Origin of the sequence: Myroides sp. ZB35 (assembly GCF_001865835.1) — a bacterium.
GTDB lineage: Bacteria > Bacteroidota > Bacteroidia > Flavobacteriales > Flavobacteriaceae > Flavobacterium > Flavobacterium odoratimimum.
This window is the reverse complement of record NZ_CP017769.1, coordinates 2,475,510-2,494,638: the sequence shown is the minus strand read 5'-3', so window position 1 is coordinate 2,494,638 and position 19,129 is coordinate 2,475,510. Positions and strand designations below refer to the sequence as shown.

Sequence of the window (19,129 nt, the reverse complement as noted above, 5' to 3'; positions counted from 1 at the left end):
AACATATTCTTAATTCAACTAGTCAGTTACTAAAGATGCAAAAGTTATCTACAGCATATAATTTTACCGAAACAAAAAAAGCTATACCTACACTGCGCAAATTAAATACACTAACCTATTTTTTCACATCAGACAGCGCTATTAAAGATGAGATAACTACATTAGTAATGTTCCCTATAGAACTACTAAAAATAATGCTTAATATCGAAGTTATAACCTTCGAATCTTTTCTTTTAAGAGCACAACATGCTAAAGAAGAGCTAAAAACTTCTTTTGAAACAATTGCAAAGATAGATACAGCAATCTCAATAGCTTCTCTACAAACAAATAATCGACTATGTCAACCTGTATTCCACAATAGCAAAGAAATACAAATAGAAAACCTAATCCATCCATTAATCGAAAATTGTGTAAGTAATACAATACATTTAGAAAATAAAAGCCTGCTACTAACAGGTTCTAATATGGCAGGTAAAACTACATTCATAAGAGCATTGACCTTAAATACAATATTAGCTCAAACAATAGGGTATGTATTCGCTACATCATATAAAGCTAACTTTTACCAAATCAACAGTTCTATCCGAATAACAGATGACTTACATAATGACACTAGTTATTACCTACAAGAAGTAAAACAAATAAAGCACTTCATAATACAATCAAATACTACAAATCCACAATTATATGTATTAGACGAAATACTAAAAGGAACTAATACAAAAGAAAGAATCTCCGCTGCGTATGCTATACTTAAATATCTAAATAAAGAGAAAGATATAGTTATAGTATCTACACATGATATCGAACTCATTGAGCTACTAGAAAAAGAAGGTTATCAATGTCAATACTTACAAGAAAGTATTGTCAACAATGAGTTACATTTTGACTACAAATTAAAGCTAGGTCAACCACAAACAACTAATGCAATCAAAATATTAGAATTAAATGATTTTCCTACTGAGATTACAGATTTAGCATATAACACAAAAAAAATGTTCAGTTAGCTAACTGAACATTTTTCTATTTCTTCATCTAAGCATTCAAATCTTGAATTCTGAGATTTAAATTCTGGAACGATTATCTTTAATTGTTTCACTAAGTACTCTACATCATCCTGTCCCTCATTCTCACACACATAGTTACACATCATCTCTAGATTCGCTTTTACCACATCTAAATCTTGATTACGTACTTTTGCAATCATTATCTTTTCATGATGTGTCTTCACCGTATTCTCATCATTAGCGAGTAACTCTTCGAAGATCTTCTCTCCTGGTCTCAGACCTGTAATCTTAATGTCGATGTCTTCAGGATAACTATAACCACTCAGTCGTATCATACGTTTAGCCAAGTCAAATATCTTCATAGATTTTCCCATATCGAAAACAAAGATTTCTCCTCCATTCCCCATAATTGAAGCTTCTAATACTAATTGACAAGCTTCAGGAATTGTCATAAAGAAACGAGTAATATCTTGATGCGTTACTGTTAATGGTCCTCCAGCATCTATCTGACGTTTAAACAATGGAATCACAGATCCATTAGAACCAAGAACATTCCCAAAACGAGTTACTATAAAACTTGTAATACCATTATCTTTTAATGTAGATACATATAGTTCAGCAGCACGCTTAGTTGCTCCCATAACGTTAGTAGGATTTACAGCTTTATCTGTAGAAACCATTACAAACTTTGATACTCCAAATTGAACTGATAAGTCTGCAATCACTTTAGTCCCCTTTACATTGGTATGAATAGCTTCATAAGGGAATGATTCCATTAGAGGAACATGCTTATAAGCCGCTGCGTGATATACTAAATTAGGTCTATAAAGTTCAAATAAAGATTCCATCTTCTTTGTATCCCTAATATTCCCAACAACATAGATAATGTCATTACATTTATTAGAAACCATAGTCTGTTGCACATCATATAAAGGAGATTCAGCATGATCTACTAATATAAGTTTCTTAAAATTAAATCGAGCTACTTGTCTAGCTATTTCACTACCTATAGACCCAGCTGCTCCAGTAATCAATACTACTTTATCATCAATCTCTTTACCAATAATAGGGTTATCTAATTGTATTGCTTTACGTCCAAGTAAATCATCAATCTTTAACTCTTTAATTTGCTTATTTGTATATGAACCATCTAACCAATCTGTTGCTGGTGGAATTATTTTAATCTTTACAGGAAGTTTCTCTAATACCTCTGATATATCATTTAATCTTTCTCTAGTGATATTTTGAATTGAGATAATAATTTCATCTATACGATTACTAGTAACATAAGTCTCATCAAGAATAGAAGGATTATAAATTCTGTAACCTCCTAGTCTATTTCCAGATTTACTATTATTGTCATCCACAAAAGCTACTATATGTGTTCTAACTTTTGTATCTCCTTGCAGTGCACCAACAGTAATAATACCAGAATCTCCAGCACCATAGATAATCACGCGTTTATGATTTCTAACATCTAATACATAACTACGATAAAATTGACTATAAAACAAACGAGCCAAAATAAGCATCGCAGATGTAAAGAATAAATGGAGTAATACAAAAGAATAGGAATATCTTAAATAAGGCTCAAAACTAGTCCCTAGAAACTCATTACGTTGCAATGAACTAACAATCATCATGATTGCTCCTGAAAACAGACAAGAAGTAAAAATAGTCTCAATATCTTTTATACTTGTTTGTCTAATAACCCCTTTAAAAGGTTTAAATATCAAAAAACTAACAATATAACAAACTAATAATACAGGTATTCTCTTTAACATTAATTCGATAGAGAAATTACCAAAAAAATTAGTTAACAAAAGGTTAGATATAAAATAGGTAAACAAGACAATCAACAAGTCTATTACAAATATGATACCCCTAGGTGTATCACGCTTTAACTGTCTTTTCAGCGCATTATTCATACGATTTTCTTTAGGTAGCTATTATTACAATTTTTCTAAATGCAAATATAATGCATAAAATGTCACATTTATTACTCTTCACTAGAAAATACAGTGTCTTCACCCTTTTCCTAGATTATTTAATCTTTATGAACATATTAACAACTAACACTACACTAAAATTAACAAATAGTAAATATATACAGATGATCCCTTCGAAAACCTAAAGGATTAGCACAATTATAAAACACATATAAACAAAAAAATCCCCAACCTCATACGAGATTGGGGATTCTATAAAGAAAGGCGGCGACATACTCTCCCACTGGTTAGCAGTACCATCTGCGCTAGCGGGCTTAACTTCTCTGTTCGAAATGGGAAGAGGTGAGCCCCGCTGCAATAACCACCTTAAATCGGTTGTTACACGATTAGCGTAACTAATATTTTTAACTATATTGATATTTTAAACTTAACTATACTTTAGAAAGTTGCCCTCCCCTTGTATTAACAAGGGGAGATTCACATAAGCTTACGGGTTATTAGTACTACTCGACTTTGACATTACTGTCTTTACATCTATAGCCTATCAACGTTGTAATCTCCAACGACCCTTTAAAGAAATCTCATCTTGTGGTGGGTTTCGCACTTATATGCTTTCAGCGCTTATCCCTTCCCAACGTAGCTACTCTGCGATGCCCCTGGCGAGACAACAGATGCACTAGAGGTTGGTCCAATTCGGTCCTCTCGTACTAGAATCAGATCCACTCAAATTTCTAACGCCCACAGTAGATAGAGACCGAACTGTCTCACGACGTTCTGAACCCAGCTCGCGTGCCACTTTAATGGGCGAACAGCCCAACCCTTGGGACCTTCTCCAGCCCCAGGATGTGACGAGCCGACATCGAGGTGCCAAACCCCCCCGTCGATATGAGCTCTTGGGGGAGATCAGCCTGTTATCCCCGGCGTACCTTTTATCCTTTGAGCGATGGCCCTTCCATGCGGAACCACCGGATCACTATGCTCTACTTTCGTACCTGTTCGACTTGTTAGTCTTTCAGTCAAGCTCCCTTATACCATTGCACTCTACGCACGGTTACCAAGCGTGCTGAGGGAACCTTTAGAAGCCTCCGTTACTCTTTTGGAGGCGACCACCCCAGTCAAACTACCCACCAAGCAATGTCCTCCCCAATAAGGGAGTTAGATCTCAAATAAGCAAAGGGTGGTATTTCAACAATGACTCCACAACGCCTAGCGACGCCATTTCACAGTCTCCCACCTATCCTACACATCACTTATCCAAGAACAATACTAAGCTATAGTAAAGGTGCACAGGGTCTTTTCGTCCCACTGCGGGTAATCGGCATCTTCACCGATACTACAATTTCACCGAGCTCATGGCTGAGACAGTGTCCAGATCGTTACACCATTCGTGCAGGTCGGAACTTACCCGACAAGGAATTTCGCTACCTTAGGACCGTTATAGTTACGGCCGCCGTTTACTGGGGCTTCAATTCAATGCTTCTCAACAATTACTCATCGATAACATCTCCTCTTAACCTTCCAGCACCGGGCAGGTGTCAGGCCCTATACGTCATCTTACGATTTTGCAGAGCCCTGTGTTTTTGATAAACAGTCGCCTGGACCTTTTCACTGCGGCCAGCTTGCGCTGGCGACCTTTCTCCCGAAGTTACAGGTCTATTTTGCCTAGTTCCTTAGCCATGAATCTCTCGAGCGCCTTAGGATACTCTCCTCGACTACCTGTGTCGGTTTACGGTACGGGTACTAATAATCTAAGTTTAGAAGCTTTTCTTGACAGCCCTTAGGCACACTATCTCGTTGTCCGAAGACTCAAAGTACTATCGCATTTCTCCAAGTTCGACGCATTTTACTATCAAACCTATAGGTACGTGCTTCAACGAACTATTCCGTCAGTTCGCGGTGCTTTCATCACTGTGTCACTCCATCACAATTATTAGTAGTACGGGAATATTAACCCGTTGGCCATCGACGTCCCCCTTCGGGTGTGCCTTAGGTCCCGACTAACCCTCAGCTGATTAGCATAGCTGAGGAAACCTTAGTCTTACGGCGGGGGTGTTTCTCGCACCCCTTATCGTTACTTATGCCTACATTTTCTTTTCTAAAAGCTCCAGCAATTCTCACAAATCACCTTCTGCGCCGTTAGAATGCTCCCCTACCACTCACGCAACTAAATGCGCAAATCCATAGCTTCGGTAGTATACTTATGCCCGATTATTATCCATGCTCGATCGCTCGACTAGTGAGCTGTTACGCACTCTTTAAATGAATGGCTGCTTCCAAGCCAACATCCTAGCTGTCTGGGCAATCAAACCGCGTTTTTTCAACTTAGCATACATTTGGGGACCTTAGCTGATGGTCTGGGTTCTTTCCCTCTCGGACATGGACCTTAGCACCCATGCCCTCACTGATGACTATCATTACTTAGCATTCGGAGTTTGTCAGGAATTGGTAGGCGGTGAAGCCCCCGCATCCAATCAGTAGCTCTACCTCTAAGTAACTATCGATCATCGCTGCACCTAAATGCATTTCGGGGAGTACGAGCTATTTCCGAGTTTGATTGGCCTTTCACCCCTACCCACAGGTCATCCGAAAACTTTTCAGCGTTAAACGGTTCGGTCCTCCATTTAGTGTTACCTAAACTTCAACCTGCCCATGGGTAGATCACACGGTTTCGCGTCTACCACTACTGACTTAAGCGCCCTATTAAGACTCGCTTTCGCTACGGATCCATGACTTAATCACTTATCCTTGCCAGCAACGGTAACTCGTAGGCTCATTATGCAAAAGGCACGCCGTCACCCCACAAAAGGGCTCCGACCGCTTGTAGGCGTATGGTTTCAGGATCTGTTTCACTCCGTTATTCACGGTTCTTTTCACCTTTCCCTCACGGTACTGGTTCACTATCGGTCTCTCAGGAGTATTTAGCCTTAGCGGATGGTCCCGCCAGTTTCAATCAAGGTTTCACGTGCCCCGACCTACTCAGGATACCACTATTCTTATCTTCTCTTACCAATACGGGACTATCACCCTCTTCGGTTTACCTTTCCAGGTAATTCTCATTAAATCCGCAAGAAATGTCGTGGTCCTACAACCCCAAAATTGCCGTAACAACTTTGGTTTGGGCTTTTCCGCGTTCGCTCGCCACTACTTACGGAATCACTTTTGTTTTCTTCTCCTCCGCCTACTTAGATGTTTCAGTTCAGCGGGTTCGCCTCCTATACAGGATAATATGTCTTCAACATACTGGGTTGCCCCATTCGGATATCTACGGATCAATTCGTGTGTGCCAATCCCCGTAGCTTTTCGCAGCTTATCACGTCCTTCTTCGCCTCTGAGAGCCTAGGCATTCCCCATACGCCCTTATTTTGCTTATGTGCTTACAATTCTTTCGAATCGTACTTTCTATATATTTCTATATCTTTTTTATTCTTTCTAACTGTTTTGTTAGTTAAGTTTTATCAATATGTCAATGAACTTGTGGACTTCTGTCCTAGTGGAGAATATCGGAGTCGAACCGATGACCTCCTGCGTGCAAGGCAGGCGCTCTAGCCAGCTGAGCTAATCCCCCGTATCTAGTGTTTGGTTAACAGCTTACAGTTAACAGTAACTTTTGGGCGGTTAGTTTAACCTCTAGTATTTCCTTCAAATTAGTAAACTAGTAGTCCCGGGCAGACTCGAACTGCCGACCCCTACATTATCAGTGTAGTACTCTAACCAGCTGAGCTACGAGACTCTGTATTACTTAATTCTTTTTTTGGTATTAACAGCGAGAGTAAAGTATCATACTTCTATAATTATTCTCTAGAAAGGAGGTGTTCCAGCCGCACCTTCCGGTACGGCTACCTTGTTACGACTTAGCCCTAGTTACTAGTTTTACCCTAGGCAGCTCCTTGCGGTCACCGACTTCAGGTACCCCCAGCTTCCATGGCTTGACGGGCGGTGTGTACAAGGCCCGGGAACGTATTCACCGGATCATGGCTGATATCCGATTACTAGCGATTCCAGCTTCATAGAGTCGAGTTGCAGACTCCAATCCGAACTGAGACAAGCTTTGGAGATTCGCATCCTGTTGCCAGGTAGCTGCTTTCTGTACTTGCCATTGTAGCACGTGTGTAGCCCAGGACGTAAGGGCCGTGATGATTTGACGTCATCCCCACCTTCCTCACGGTTTGCACCGGCAGTCTTGCTAGAGTCCCCGCCTTAACGCGCTGGTAACTAACAATAGGGGTTGCGCTCGTTATAGGACTTAACCTGACACCTCACGGCACGAGCTGACGACAACCATGCAGCACCTTGTAAATTGTCCGAAGAAAAATCTGTTTCCAAATCTGTCAATCTACATTTAAGCCCTGGTAAGGTTCCTCGCGTATCATCGAATTAAACCACATGCTCCACCGCTTGTGCGGGCCCCCGTCAATTCCTTTGAGTTTCATTCTTGCGAACGTACTCCCCAGGTGGGATACTTATCACTTTCGCTTAGCCACTCAGTCCGAAAACCGAACAGCTAGTATCCATCGTTTACGGCGTGGACTACCAGGGTATCTAATCCTGTTCGCTCCCCACGCTTTCGTTCATCAGCGTCAATAAATACGTAGTAACCTGCCTTCGCAATTGGTATTCCATGTAATATCTAAGCATTTCACCGCTACACTACATATTCTAGTTACTTCCATACTATTCAAGTTAAGCAGTATCAATGGCAGTGTCTTAGTTAAGCTAGGAAATTTCACCACTGACTTATAAAGCCGCCTACGAACCCTTTAAACCCAATAATTCCGGATAACGCTCGGATCCTCCGTATTACCGCGGCTGCTGGCACGGAGTTAGCCGATCCTTATTCTTACAGTACCGTCAAGTCCCTACTCGTAGGGAGGTTTCTTCCTGTACAAAAGCAGTTTACAATCCATAGGACCGTCATCCTGCACGCGGCATGGCTGGTTCAGAGTTGCCTCCATTGACCAATATTCCTCACTGCTGCCTCCCGTAGGAGTCTGGTCCGTGTCTCAGTACCAGTGTGGGGGATCTCCCTCTCAGGACCCCTAATCATCGTTGCCTTGGTATGCCGTTACCACACCAACTAGCTAATGATACGCATGCCCATCTTATACCGATAAATCTTTATTATCAATACGATGCCATATCGATAAACCATGGAGCATTAATCCGAATTTCTTCGGGCTATTCCCCTGTATAAGGTAGGTTGCATACGCGTTACTCACCCGTGCGCCGGTCTCAAAAAAGCAAGCTCTTTCTACCCCTCGACTTGCATGTGTTAGGCCTGCCGCTAGCGTTCATCCTGAGCCAGGATCAAACTCTTCATCGTATATTTTTAATTTCGTAAATTAAAAAAGTATAATTCCAAATCTTAGCGATTTGCCTTACTCTCTTATTTGTATGCTGTCAATCCAATATGTTTATGAACGTGTCTTCTTATTTCTAAGCCTCACTTGTTTTTCAAAGCGAGTGCAAAAGTAAAAACTTATTTTGAATTAGCAAAACTTTTTTAGAAAATATTTTTCTTTATTTTTTTTCGCTTAACTCCCGTTTTTACTGAAGCGGACTGCAAAGATACTACCTTATTTTTTACTTATCCAAATTTATTTTTGTAAATTTTTTAAAGCTTATTTTTTAGTCGTTCTTGCTTCACTTTTTGTTTATGATCGTCTGCCTCTAGAGTCGTTATCACTTCTCTAATGCGGATGCAAAAGTAGTATCTTTTCTCTTACTTCCAAACTTATCTTTGCCTTTTTTTCAATGTTTTTGAAAAGTATTTCATAACTCATTATTATACCACCTTTTACGAGTGAAAGTTTTTTTGTCTTTTTTTAAAGGTTATAGCCTTATGGCGTCTCTATACTATATATACGTAAAGAGCAGTACTCAATATTGTACTCTATTATATATATGTAATAATTGAGAATATGCCTTCTTATGCCCTTTCTGTCTATTTCTAAATGTTACTTTATCCTATATAGAGGTGTTTTATCTACTTTTTTGTAGTTGATCTACTTATATAGGTATGCTTTTTTAGAAGAAAAGTCCCTTATTATATGGCTATTATCTTGTTTCGAAGAAAAACAGATGTACTTTTTTTATTCTCATATTGAGCAATTATCCTCACAAACAATTATATATCAGCAAGTAAAGTAAATTACCACTATTATCTTTCTAAAGCCAAAACACTTCTGTATCCCAGTAATAGCAAGCCTTTATGCCTACTTCTTCAACACCGCTTCAACATTTCTCCAAGATTGCTCTATCTGAGCACCTCTTTCTTGAAGCAATATTGAAGAGGTCTTGTCGCACTCTTGAAGAGGGGGCTTAAAATATAGTAACAAAAAAGCCCTAGACTATATAGTCCAGGGCTGTATATGAATATAAAAATGACTCTTATTTCTTTAATATTTTTGCTCTAACACGTTCTCCTCCTACGTTTATATTCAATAGATATACTCCTCGCTCCAATTCCCTCATGTCAATCACTGCACGATTAGTCGCTGTAAAATTAAATCGTTTTACTAAACGATTGCTTAAATCAAAAACCTCTACTTCTGAAATAGTAAATACTTTATCCTTTGTAACTTCGACATTTGCGATATCTTGAACTGGATTTGGCCAAATCACTATATCTTCAGGCTCTACACCTTCAATAGTTGATATCTTTTCTATTCCATCTAAATCTCCATTGCTGATTAGTAAGCTAAAGTCCTGTCTACCATACGACAATTCACCTTTATGGCTCACTACCACTTCATATTCTCCTGCTTCAGGATTTACAATTTCTATTCTCTCTAGATTGTCGACATCATTATCTCCTTTTAGTGCATTGAGGTTACTCCTGTTTTTATTTAAATACCAAGGAAAATATTCTTCTCCATCTTTGTATAACCTAATATCTAAATCGTTGATCAGTTTATTCTTCTTAAAGCTTTCTTTTAATTCATTCGAATCAAACAACGCTTCCCTATCTGTCCAACTTAATGTGACTAACAATCTCTCCGAAGGATTATCTAATTTAAACTTATATCGAAAATCTTTTTTATTAAACAAAACACTTTCTTTTAGGACTGCACTGTCATCATTTACATTCTTTATGAATTCTATTCCCCTTTCTGCATTAATCATTCCCCATCCTATTTTATTCGTTGGGTACTTTTCTTCTAAGTACTCTGCTGTATGAGTCATCAGTCCGCGTAACGTAGCAGAACGCATCGGAAAATCATGTAGCTGTACATACCCTTGCTGCCAAAGAGTCAAAATAGCTGATACAACTGGCGATGCCATAGAAGTACCGCTCATCTCTTTATATACACCTACTGAAGGATTAGCATTATGATATCTCGGCAACTCGTACGCTGAAGATATAATCTTCACTCCTGGTGCAGCGATATCAGGCTTAATCCTAAAATCGCCTGTAGGACCATAACTACTAAACTTAGCCACGCTTAAACGATCTGAGTTATCTACGCCTACCGCAGCTACTACAACAGCATTCTTTGCATTCGTATTACCTAATAATAAATCATTACCATTCATAGTAGGATTAATTTTATCATAATACTCCCTATCATTACCTGCAGAAATTACTGGTTGATAATATGGATATGTATAAGTAAGTTTATCCAACTGATAAGCATCCTTATTATAATATCCAAAATAAGTAGGAGGAACTAGTGGATTATCATAATCATCTAATGCTGCTATCCCATAAGAATGATTAGATATCAATAAACCCGATTGGGCTGCTGAGGCCATCTCTACTATATCATTATCCCAATCATAACTCCATACGCTAGCTTCAGGAGCTAATCCCTTAGCTGGAGCATAAGCACCACTTGCTATTAAGGTCCCAGCTACATGAGTCGCATGATTTTTTCCAAGTTCTGCACGTTCTAAGTCTTCGCCATTAAGCTTCGCAATATTGATATCTGGATCTTTTAAAATCACACGGCTCGAAGCGCCACTCTTAAACTCTTGATGCTGCTCAAAGGCAGGCTTACCATCCCATAGCCCTATAATCATATTTCTACCCTGAAGATTGACTCTCTGTCTACCTCCTTTCGAAATATTATCTACACCTGTCAGGCTACGTGATAACGCATTCTGAGTAGCGTAATAAATAGGAATTCCTTCATTATCTACAGTTCTCAACTGATAAATACGTCCATCCTTATAAACTCCCTTAGTAGGAACACTATATTGTTGCTGAAATCGTAAGACAGCTTCTTTATCTGACATTACCTCTCTGCTAAACTGCTGTATAATCTCTTTGTTCTTCTGTTCATCCTGTTGGCTCTTTATCTCATTTCTCAATTGAGGACTCTGAGCAAACAACGAACTACAAAATAGTAAAGTATATACTATACTACTTACATCCTTCATCAATACCAATGTGGTTAAAATTACATTCTTTAGAAGTTCAAATATATGATTGTGTTCTAAAAAAACTCTTATTGTGAATATAAAAATACAACCAAAATAAATAATCTATCTAAAAAAGAAGTATAAATATACCTTAAATACTCTATAAAATATCTCTCTCAAAACTCCCTCAGACCTATATCACTTCATTTAGAAACAAGGCAATACAGATGAATTACCATACGGTTATCCCTATTTTATTCATTCATAATAAGGTATAATGTATAGAACAGATTTCGTTGAATCACACATAAATCTTTATATTTGGACAAATCTAACAGTAACCTTAATATTTATGAAAATCAAAAAGACCGTACTTGGTGTAGTTGCAGGGGCATCTATTTTGTCTATTTCTTGTGACAAAGTAAAGAACGAAGCTGCTTCATCAGGAGATTGGAATGAAAGTAATGCTTTCTTTAACGAAAGCACATTGCCATACTATACAGCAGACTTTGACAAAATTAAAGACAAAGATTTTAAACCTGCATTATTAGAAGGAATGCGTCGTCAGATGGAAGCTATCGACAAAATAGTAGCCAATACAGAAGAACCAACTTTTGAAAACACTTTAGAAGCACTAGAGCGTTCTAGTGAATTACTAGATAGAGTAAGTTCTGTATTTGGGCTATTAACAGGAGCTCATACTAATGATGAACTTAAGGCAATTAATTCAGAATTGGCACCAAAATTTGCTGGTCATAGAGATGCTATATACTTAAATGATGGCTTGTTCCAACGCATTAAAAAGCTTCACGACAATCAAGCTTCACTTAATCTAAATGAAGAACAGAATAGACTACTAAATGTATACTATGAAAACTTCGAGAAATCTGGTGCTAATCTATCTTCTGAAGATAAAGAGAAATTAAAACAACTAAACCAAGACATTGCTACTTTAAACAATCAGTTTGGAGATAAATTATTAGCAGCGACTAAACAAGGTGGAGTTAAATTCACTAAAGAAGAATTAGCAGGATTATCTGATGACGAGCTTAATGCCATCAAACAAGAAGATGGTAGTTATGTAATCGCATTAAACAATACTACACAACAACCAGATCTAGATAAACTGACCAATAAAGAAACTAGAAAGAAACTATTCGATCAAGCATGGGTAAGAGCTGAAAAAGGAGATGACAATGATACCAAAGCATCTATCCTAGCTCTAGTGAAAAAACGTGCTGAGAAAGCTAAGTTAATGGGATTCGCTAACTATGCAGAATGGAGTCTACAAGGTTCTATGGCACAGAATGCTACTAATGCTACTAAAATACTGAAAGACCTAAGTCCTTATGCAGTAGGAGCGGCTAAAGAAGAAGCGGCTGATATCCAAGCATTAATTAATAAAGAAGCAGATCCATTCACGCTAACAGCTGCTGACTGGAACTACTACGCTGAAAAAATCAGAGAAGAAAAGTATGCATTAAACCAAAATGAGCTTAAACCTTATTTTGAGATGAATAGTGTATTAGAGAATGGAGTGTTCTATATGGCTACGCAATTATATGGGCTTAGCTTTAAAGAACGCAAAGATATCCCTGTATGGCAAGAAGATGTAAAAGTATACGAAATCTTCAATGAAGATGGTAGTCAGGTAGGGTTATTCTATACAGATTATTACCAAAGAGATTCTAAACGCGGTGGTGCATGGATGAGTAATATCGTAGGTCAGTCTAAATTATTAAACAGACTTCCTGTAATCTACAATGTAGGTAACTTCCCAAAACCTGCGAAAGGTCAACCTACTCTATTATCTCAAGATAATGTAATCACGATGTTCCACGAGTTCGGGCATGCACTACATGGATTCTTTGCTAATCAAACTTACCCTACTCTATCAGGTACTAGTGTATCGCGTGACTTCGTAGAGTTCCCTTCACAATTCCACGAACATTTTGCTTTCGAACCTTCTGTATTAAAGAATTATGCTAAACACTATAAAACAGGAGAAGTGATCCCTGATGCTTTAGTTCAAAAAATGAAAAATGCAGGAACATTCAATAAAGGATATAGCATGACTGAGCTATTAGGTGCTTCTCTATTAGATATGGAATGGCATACTGTGTCTACTGATAAGAATATCACTGATGTACTCACTTTTGAAAAAGAAGCTTTAGCTAAATATGGTTTAGACTTACCTACTGTTCCTCCTAGATACCGCAGTACTTACTTTAGCCACATCTTCGGAGGTGGATATGCTGCTGGATACTATTCATACAAGTGGTCAGAAATGTTAGATTTCGACGCTTATGATTGGTTAGAACAAAACGGTGGTATGACTCGTGAGAATGGTCAAATCTTTAGAGATAAAATCTTATCTAAAGGAAACTCTGTTCCATTAGACAAATTATACAAAGACTTTAGAGGTAAAAACCCTACAATAGATGCTTTATTAAAGTACTCTGGTTTTACGAAGAAGTAATTGAAATAGAATAAAAAACCCTCCAGCTGGAGGGTTTTTTTATACATTTACTACTGAACTAATATTTCTATATTAAAAACTTTTCACTGATAACGTAGTGATAAGCTATATAAAGTAAATAAAAGTTATTTTGTTGTAACACTAAACAGCCAAGCTAAAGCATTCGCTGTAAATTGTGAATTATAAACTGTCTGATTCGTTAAAGAAGGGGTTCTTCCGTATCCTGACTTACCTATAGGTCTATTATTACTATCTACTAAAAAAGGACAAATATTATCACTTCTCATAGCTCCGCTAGTTCCACTCTGTGAGTTAAAACCACCATCTCCTGCCCACACAAAATTAAGTTCTTTGTGCCTAAATGCAAAAATATTACCATTCGAATCTCTAGACAGTACTTCTATATCATTTATTGCTCTTCCTAAAGAGTTTGGTTCTATAGCTATACCTGTTGTAGCATCATCTCCTAATTTTTTATTGCGAATATCCCCAAATGGTCCATTTAAAACTGGATCATCAACATTAAGAATAGAACAAATAGTTCCTGAACGAGTACCTATATTTACAGCACTAATATTAGTTGTGCCTAATACAGCATTCAATAAATAATAAGTACTTGCATTATCATTTGCATCTGTTACTGCTAAAAGAGCCCCTCCTGACCTAACATAGTTTGCTATTGCTATGGCTGCAGTCTCATTCATTCTTGTATTATAACCTATACTGATTAAAGCTGGGTTAGAAGTATTTATTTCAGAGGCAACATTATTAATCGTCGAATCATTATTAACGATCACTGTAATACTTCCCTCCATAGCTACTGTGCTAGTAGGTAAAGATCCAAAATTATTTGGACTATCTATAAAAGCCTTAGAATGTCCTCTATCAAAACCGTAACCATAACTAGTTTTATTCGAGTAAGTCAACATTTTCTTTGAAGACAATGCTAATGTTACATCAAAACTACAAGTAGAAGCTCCTACACTTGTTGGCATATTAAGTATCATAGTCTTCTTATCATTATTTGTTGGTGTTCCTTTTCCATATAATACAAAAGCTGTATCATCTATAAAAATCTCCTTCTTTGTAAAAACTCCTTTTGCTTCAAAGTAAATACCATCAACAGTATTCGTCACAATATGATATTCGCCAGGTTCCACAACCTCCATTATTATAGTAACATAATTTGAGGCATTAAGTGGTGTACCAGCTCTATACTTACCGAATACTTGTTGATTGCCCGGAAAACAATAAATTTTCAACACTGCTTCTTTAGATTTGACAGGTAAGTTATATACACAACTAGCACTAACAATATTCTCATTACTTGCAGTTGGATTATATTCTTTTATACCTTGAGAAGACATTTGTATAACCATAGGTAAAGTAGTCCCGCCTACCGTAAGTTTTCCTGTATTAACAATCGGTCTCATCTCTACCATCTGAATATCATTCGTAGCAACATTAAACTTAAAGTCAACTATATCAGATTCAAACTCTATCTTTTGTGTCTGAGTTGAACTAATTTCAATTACACCTCTTACTTTTCCTCTCCCTGTGGCGATAACCTTAACAGGTACCATAATTTTATGAGAAGTAGTTAATGGTTCATTCTTTAAAAACTCTCCAACAGAGGTCACTTTAGTACAATCAATAATAACCTCAACCTTCGAAATTACTGCAAAATATGGATATACACTTGGTGTTTCACCTTGTTCTACTTTTACATAAGAATTACTAATAAAATCCAAATCAGTTTGCATAGGCCACGTAGGAGTACCATAACCATCCAATTCAATAATAGCCGTTTTACTACTAACTTCTTGAGATGTCAATGTTCTTGTTTTCTTAAAGTAAATCCCGTTAACAGTAGGGGTGGTAATTGTTACAACTCCACCTTGAGAAATATTATTAATAGTAACACGCATTTTCCCCGTAGTTTTAACGTCATTTAAATCTACTCCCGTATAAAAGTTACCAATCTGCTCTACTTTAATTATATCATAAGTCAACGCTCTTTTCTCTACTTCATTACTAAGTGTGCAGGTTGCTAGTTTCTTATTCAGAAAGAACTTAATTGTATCCTTTCCACCAGAAACCCCATTAGTACGTTCATATCCTTTTACAGGAGTTCCATTTCCTTTTAAAACTAAAGTATAATCGCCTTTTTGAGGAAAAATACCACTAGCTAAAAAGCTATAGCCATTCTCCTTCCCCGTATTATCATAAGCAATAGCCTGAATTTCATAAGATCCTGGTATACTAACACTAACATCGACTGTAATAACATTTTTCCTAGAATCTAAAAACACACCTTCAATATAGTCTCCTGTAATCTTTATTGCTCTACACTTATCATCAGGTATAATAAATGTTGCAGGACCAACATCCCCACAGACATTCATCCATTGTTGACGACTTGTGTTATAAAATTCAACACACTCTATTGTTGTATTATAAATAACCATTCCGCCTAGTAATTCATGACTAGGAATCCGCATACGTTCTGTTGTAGACATACGAGGCAATAAAAAATCTTTTTCTTTAGAATTTAATTCTAAAAGGCTAAAATTCAATGGATTTAACGCATCAGAAGAAGAATCATCTGATATTTGGGTACCTTTTTCTGTCAATACCTGTGCTACACTTATCTGAGTTGGGCCTAACACATAGAAAAGGAGAATCAACAGTACAGTTCTGATGCTTTTATTTAAACTTATATGTTGTATCATAAACTTCATTTTTTTGATAAAAACTAGGGAATCTATTCTTCCCTAGTTTATAATTTTTATTAACAAGGATTACTTTTTATGTTCAATAACATAATCAATGGCCCAAGCCAATGTATTAGCATATAAAACAGCATTATAAACAACACCATTATCTGCATAATTCTTTGGTTTAGGAACACCTTGACTATCAAAATTAGAAGGGAATATAGATAGATTCTTATAATCTTTCTTCCCTATAAACCATCCGCCATCTCCAACAAACATAAACCCTAAATCACGATGTTTCATAGCCCAAATAGAATTAACATCTCCTTGTTTTGAAACTAAAGGAACATAACTATTTGGCAAATTAGAGTAATACCATCCATTATGTGCATCATTCCCCATCACCTTACCAGATAAATCTCCAAAAGGCCCTTTTATAATCGATTCGTTATTTGCAGAAGACAACACAGGATTCAGCATAGTATAATTATTAGACACACTAATACTACTACCTCCTACTGTTAAACCAGCTAACCTTTCTATAACATTCTTAGTATATGTTCTAGGTGTACTCTCATCTCCAATGATTAATACTCCTTTCTTATCACGTACAAATGCAACTAATACATCTTGTGTTTCTGTTCTGGTAAAATTATATCCTATTACATTGATAATAATATCCACATTATTGGAAGCAATGAATCTATCCAAATCAGCTCCTTGAGCATTAGTACTTAATACTCTCACCGAATTCACTTTTACTGTTCCCATTGGGCCAAAATTAGTACTACTCTTAAGAATTGCTCCTCCAGCATAAACAGTACTACTATTGGCACCGTAATTTGTTCCACCTAAAGACAATACTACTATATCGTGTGCTTTTACTTGTGCAACTACAGAGCACAGAGACGAATTAGAATCTAATCCTTCTGCTATAAGATTAAACACTGTCAGTCCTCCTGTAGTAAATATCCCAACTGGATCTAAAGTCACTGTTGCTTTTCCTTTCATTCTATCCGAATCAGTAAAAACACCTGTTTTTGTAAAATAAACACCATTAACAGTATTTGTTTTAATTGTATAATTCTCTGCATACCCTACATTTACACTTACTTCAATACCATGTTTACCTGCTTGTAAAGGAGTATTTACCAAAAAATTGTTATTTCTACTAGTAGATCCATTTGAAAAAGCAAAAGCACTAGAACAATCAAATGTATAATTCTTAGAACGTTCCACTACATTTATAACTGGAAAAGAAGAACAGAAAGCTCCCCCTGAATTAGGTGTTATAGTAGTAAACTCAATAGTTTTTGCTTTTACAGGAATCTTCACATATTGTCCATTTTGCATCTCTGGATATAAGGTCACATACTGTACATTATCAGATCCATTAAAAGTCAAAGTTGTACTTGGTGCAACAAATTTCACAGGAGTATCTGTTGTTCCTTTTATTATTCCATTTAATTCTATATCAACTATACCAGGCGCTAATACTTTTAAAGGAAGTAATATAGAGTTACTCTTAGTTAAAAAAGTATCTTCTTTATATTCTCCTCTCATTTGTATTTCATTAGTATTACATACTAATTCAAAACTAGTAGGAACTACTTTTACTTCAGCTGTAACGTTAGATGTTTTATTATTCTTTGAATTCGTAATAAACTTAAAAGTACTATTTACAACATTTATTGGAACTCCTTGCGCATATAGATATATCTCCGCTCTCCCTTCTTGTGTAAACTCTCCTGACCCGCTAAAACTAATACCATTTAGAGTCTCTGTACTTTGTACTCTCCAGAACCCTACCGTTGTCACATCAACAAGAACTTTAATTTTATTATCATTTGCATTTAAAGCAACTCCTTTATAAGCTGACCAAGCAACATCAACTGTTTGAGGTTCTACAAGTCTAAAATCTAACTCAGATGATTTCACTTTAATACGTATAGAAGTACAAGTCGTATCTTTCTTACCATTTATCATAAAAGTAACTAGATCTCCTGGTGTTTCATTTGGTTCTAATGGGGTTCCAAATCCTTCTAATGCAATTGAATAAACTCCTTTTGTTTCGAATATTCCTGATTTACTAAAAGAATACCCATTTGTTGTTACTGCACTAATATTATATGATCCTGTTTCTACCACATTAATTGTAATGTATAAAACATCTGTATCTCTTAAACTTTGGCCTTGTTTTAATTCTTTAGCTCCACTCGAATTTAAATAAACCTTAGAACAGTCTAAAGTTAATTTTGCAGGAGGCAATGTTCCACATACACTAAGCCATTTATTTGCTGTTGTACTCCAATAGTTGATACAATCATTATCTGTATTATAAATAACAAGTCCATTTCCTCTTACTTTATCGTCAATATTAATTTTATCCCTTTCAACGGTGGTCATTCTAGGCAATAGAAAACCTTTCGTAACACTTTCCAATTCTAAGATAGAATATGGAGCAGCAGTAGCATTTGTCACACCTGCAACAGAACCATCTTTTAACTTCGTCATATCATGTTGTCCAAAAGACAATGAAGCATTTACAAGAAATAGAATCATAATCAAAAGAACCGAATGAAACGAATCGATATGTAGTTTTTTAATTTCCATCAA

At 36.7% G+C, this 19,129-nt stretch carries 6 protein-coding genes, 2 tRNA genes and 3 rRNA genes; 2 read left to right on the top strand and 9 right to left on the bottom strand.

Annotated elements, in window-relative coordinates:
- The first annotated feature begins 35 nt into the window (after positions 1-35).
- Entirely contained in the window at positions 36-1,007 is a 972-nt protein-coding gene (locus BK054_RS18620; RefSeq protein WP_232234263.1) for a MutS-related protein, read from the top strand.
- Here BK054_RS18620 and BK054_RS11185 read toward each other — a convergent pair.
- The 7 genes from BK054_RS11185 to BK054_RS11155 all read right to left on the bottom strand — a co-directional run bounded on the left by BK054_RS11185 (position 1,004) and on the right by BK054_RS11155 (position 11,335).
- Positions 1,004-2,935 (bottom strand): polysaccharide biosynthesis protein, encoded by a 1,932-nt coding sequence (locus BK054_RS11185; RefSeq protein ID WP_058699471.1) that lies wholly within the window; start codon positions 2,933-2,935, stop codon positions 1,004-1,006. The genes BK054_RS18620 and BK054_RS11185 overlap by 4 nt on opposite strands.
- Positions 2,936-3,215: 280 nt before the next feature.
- Positions 3,216-3,325 (bottom strand): 5S ribosomal RNA (rrf, locus tag BK054_RS11180).
- A gap of 108 nt (positions 3,326-3,433) precedes the next feature.
- Positions 3,434-6,328: ribosomal RNA gene (locus BK054_RS11175) — 23S ribosomal RNA — on the bottom strand.
- A gap of 119 nt (positions 6,329-6,447) precedes the next feature.
- A tRNA-Ala gene (locus BK054_RS11170) sits at positions 6,448-6,521 on the bottom strand.
- Positions 6,522-6,612: 91 nt separating this feature from the next.
- Positions 6,613-6,686: transfer RNA gene (locus tag BK054_RS11165), tRNA-Ile, on the bottom strand.
- A 72-nt stretch (positions 6,687-6,758) separates the two neighbouring features.
- Positions 6,759-8,276: ribosomal RNA gene (locus BK054_RS11160) — 16S ribosomal RNA — on the bottom strand.
- Together the 16S, 23S and 5S rRNA genes with 2 tRNA genes alongside form the textbook arrangement of a ribosomal RNA operon.
- Before the next feature lie 1,067 nt (positions 8,277-9,343).
- On the bottom strand, positions 9,344-11,335 hold the full coding sequence (locus BK054_RS11155) for a S8 family serine peptidase (RefSeq protein WP_058699470.1): 1,992 nt from the start codon (positions 11,333-11,335) through the stop codon (positions 9,344-9,346).
- 334 nt (positions 11,336-11,669) lie between these two features.
- Here BK054_RS11155 and BK054_RS11150 point away from each other — a divergent pair, with 334 nt between their 5' ends.
- Entirely contained in the window at positions 11,670-13,796 is a 2,127-nt protein-coding gene (locus BK054_RS11150; protein WP_058699469.1) for a M3 family metallopeptidase, read from the top strand.
- Positions 13,797-13,921: 125 nt separating this feature from the next.
- On the opposite strand, the gene BK054_RS11145 is transcribed toward BK054_RS11150, so the two are convergent.
- Positions 13,922-16,528 carry a hypothetical protein gene (locus BK054_RS11145; RefSeq protein WP_058700029.1) on the bottom strand — a complete coding sequence of 869 codons (2,607 nt, stop codon included), beginning with the start codon at positions 16,526-16,528 and terminating at the stop codon, positions 13,922-13,924.
- 69 nt (positions 16,529-16,597) lie between these two features.
- Entirely contained in the window at positions 16,598-19,126 is a 2,529-nt protein-coding gene (locus BK054_RS11140) for a hypothetical protein (RefSeq protein ID WP_058699468.1), read from the bottom strand.
- Positions 19,127-19,129: the final 3 nt, after the last annotated feature.

Excerpts from the sequence above, each read along its gene's own strand:
- BK054_RS18620 (WP_232234263.1), top strand. The coding sequence starts at position 36 with ATGCAAAAGTTATCTACAGCATATAATTTTACCGAAACAAAAAAAGCT.
- BK054_RS11185 (WP_058699471.1), bottom strand. The coding sequence starts at position 2,935 with ATGAATAATGCGCTGAAAAGACAGTTAAAGCGTGATACACCTAGGGGT.
- BK054_RS11155 (WP_058699470.1), bottom strand. The coding sequence starts at position 11,335 with ATGAAGGATGTAAGTAGTATAGTATATACTTTACTATTTTGTAGTTCG.
- BK054_RS11150 (WP_058699469.1), top strand. The coding sequence starts at position 11,670 with ATGAAAATCAAAAAGACCGTACTTGGTGTAGTTGCAGGGGCATCTATT.
- BK054_RS11140 (WP_058699468.1), bottom strand. The coding sequence starts at position 19,126 with ATGGAAATTAAAAAACTACATATCGATTCGTTTCATTCGGTTCTTTTG.
- BK054_RS11145 (WP_058700029.1), bottom strand. The coding sequence starts at position 16,528 with ATGATACAACATATAAGTTTAAATAAAAGCATCAGAACTGTACTGTTG.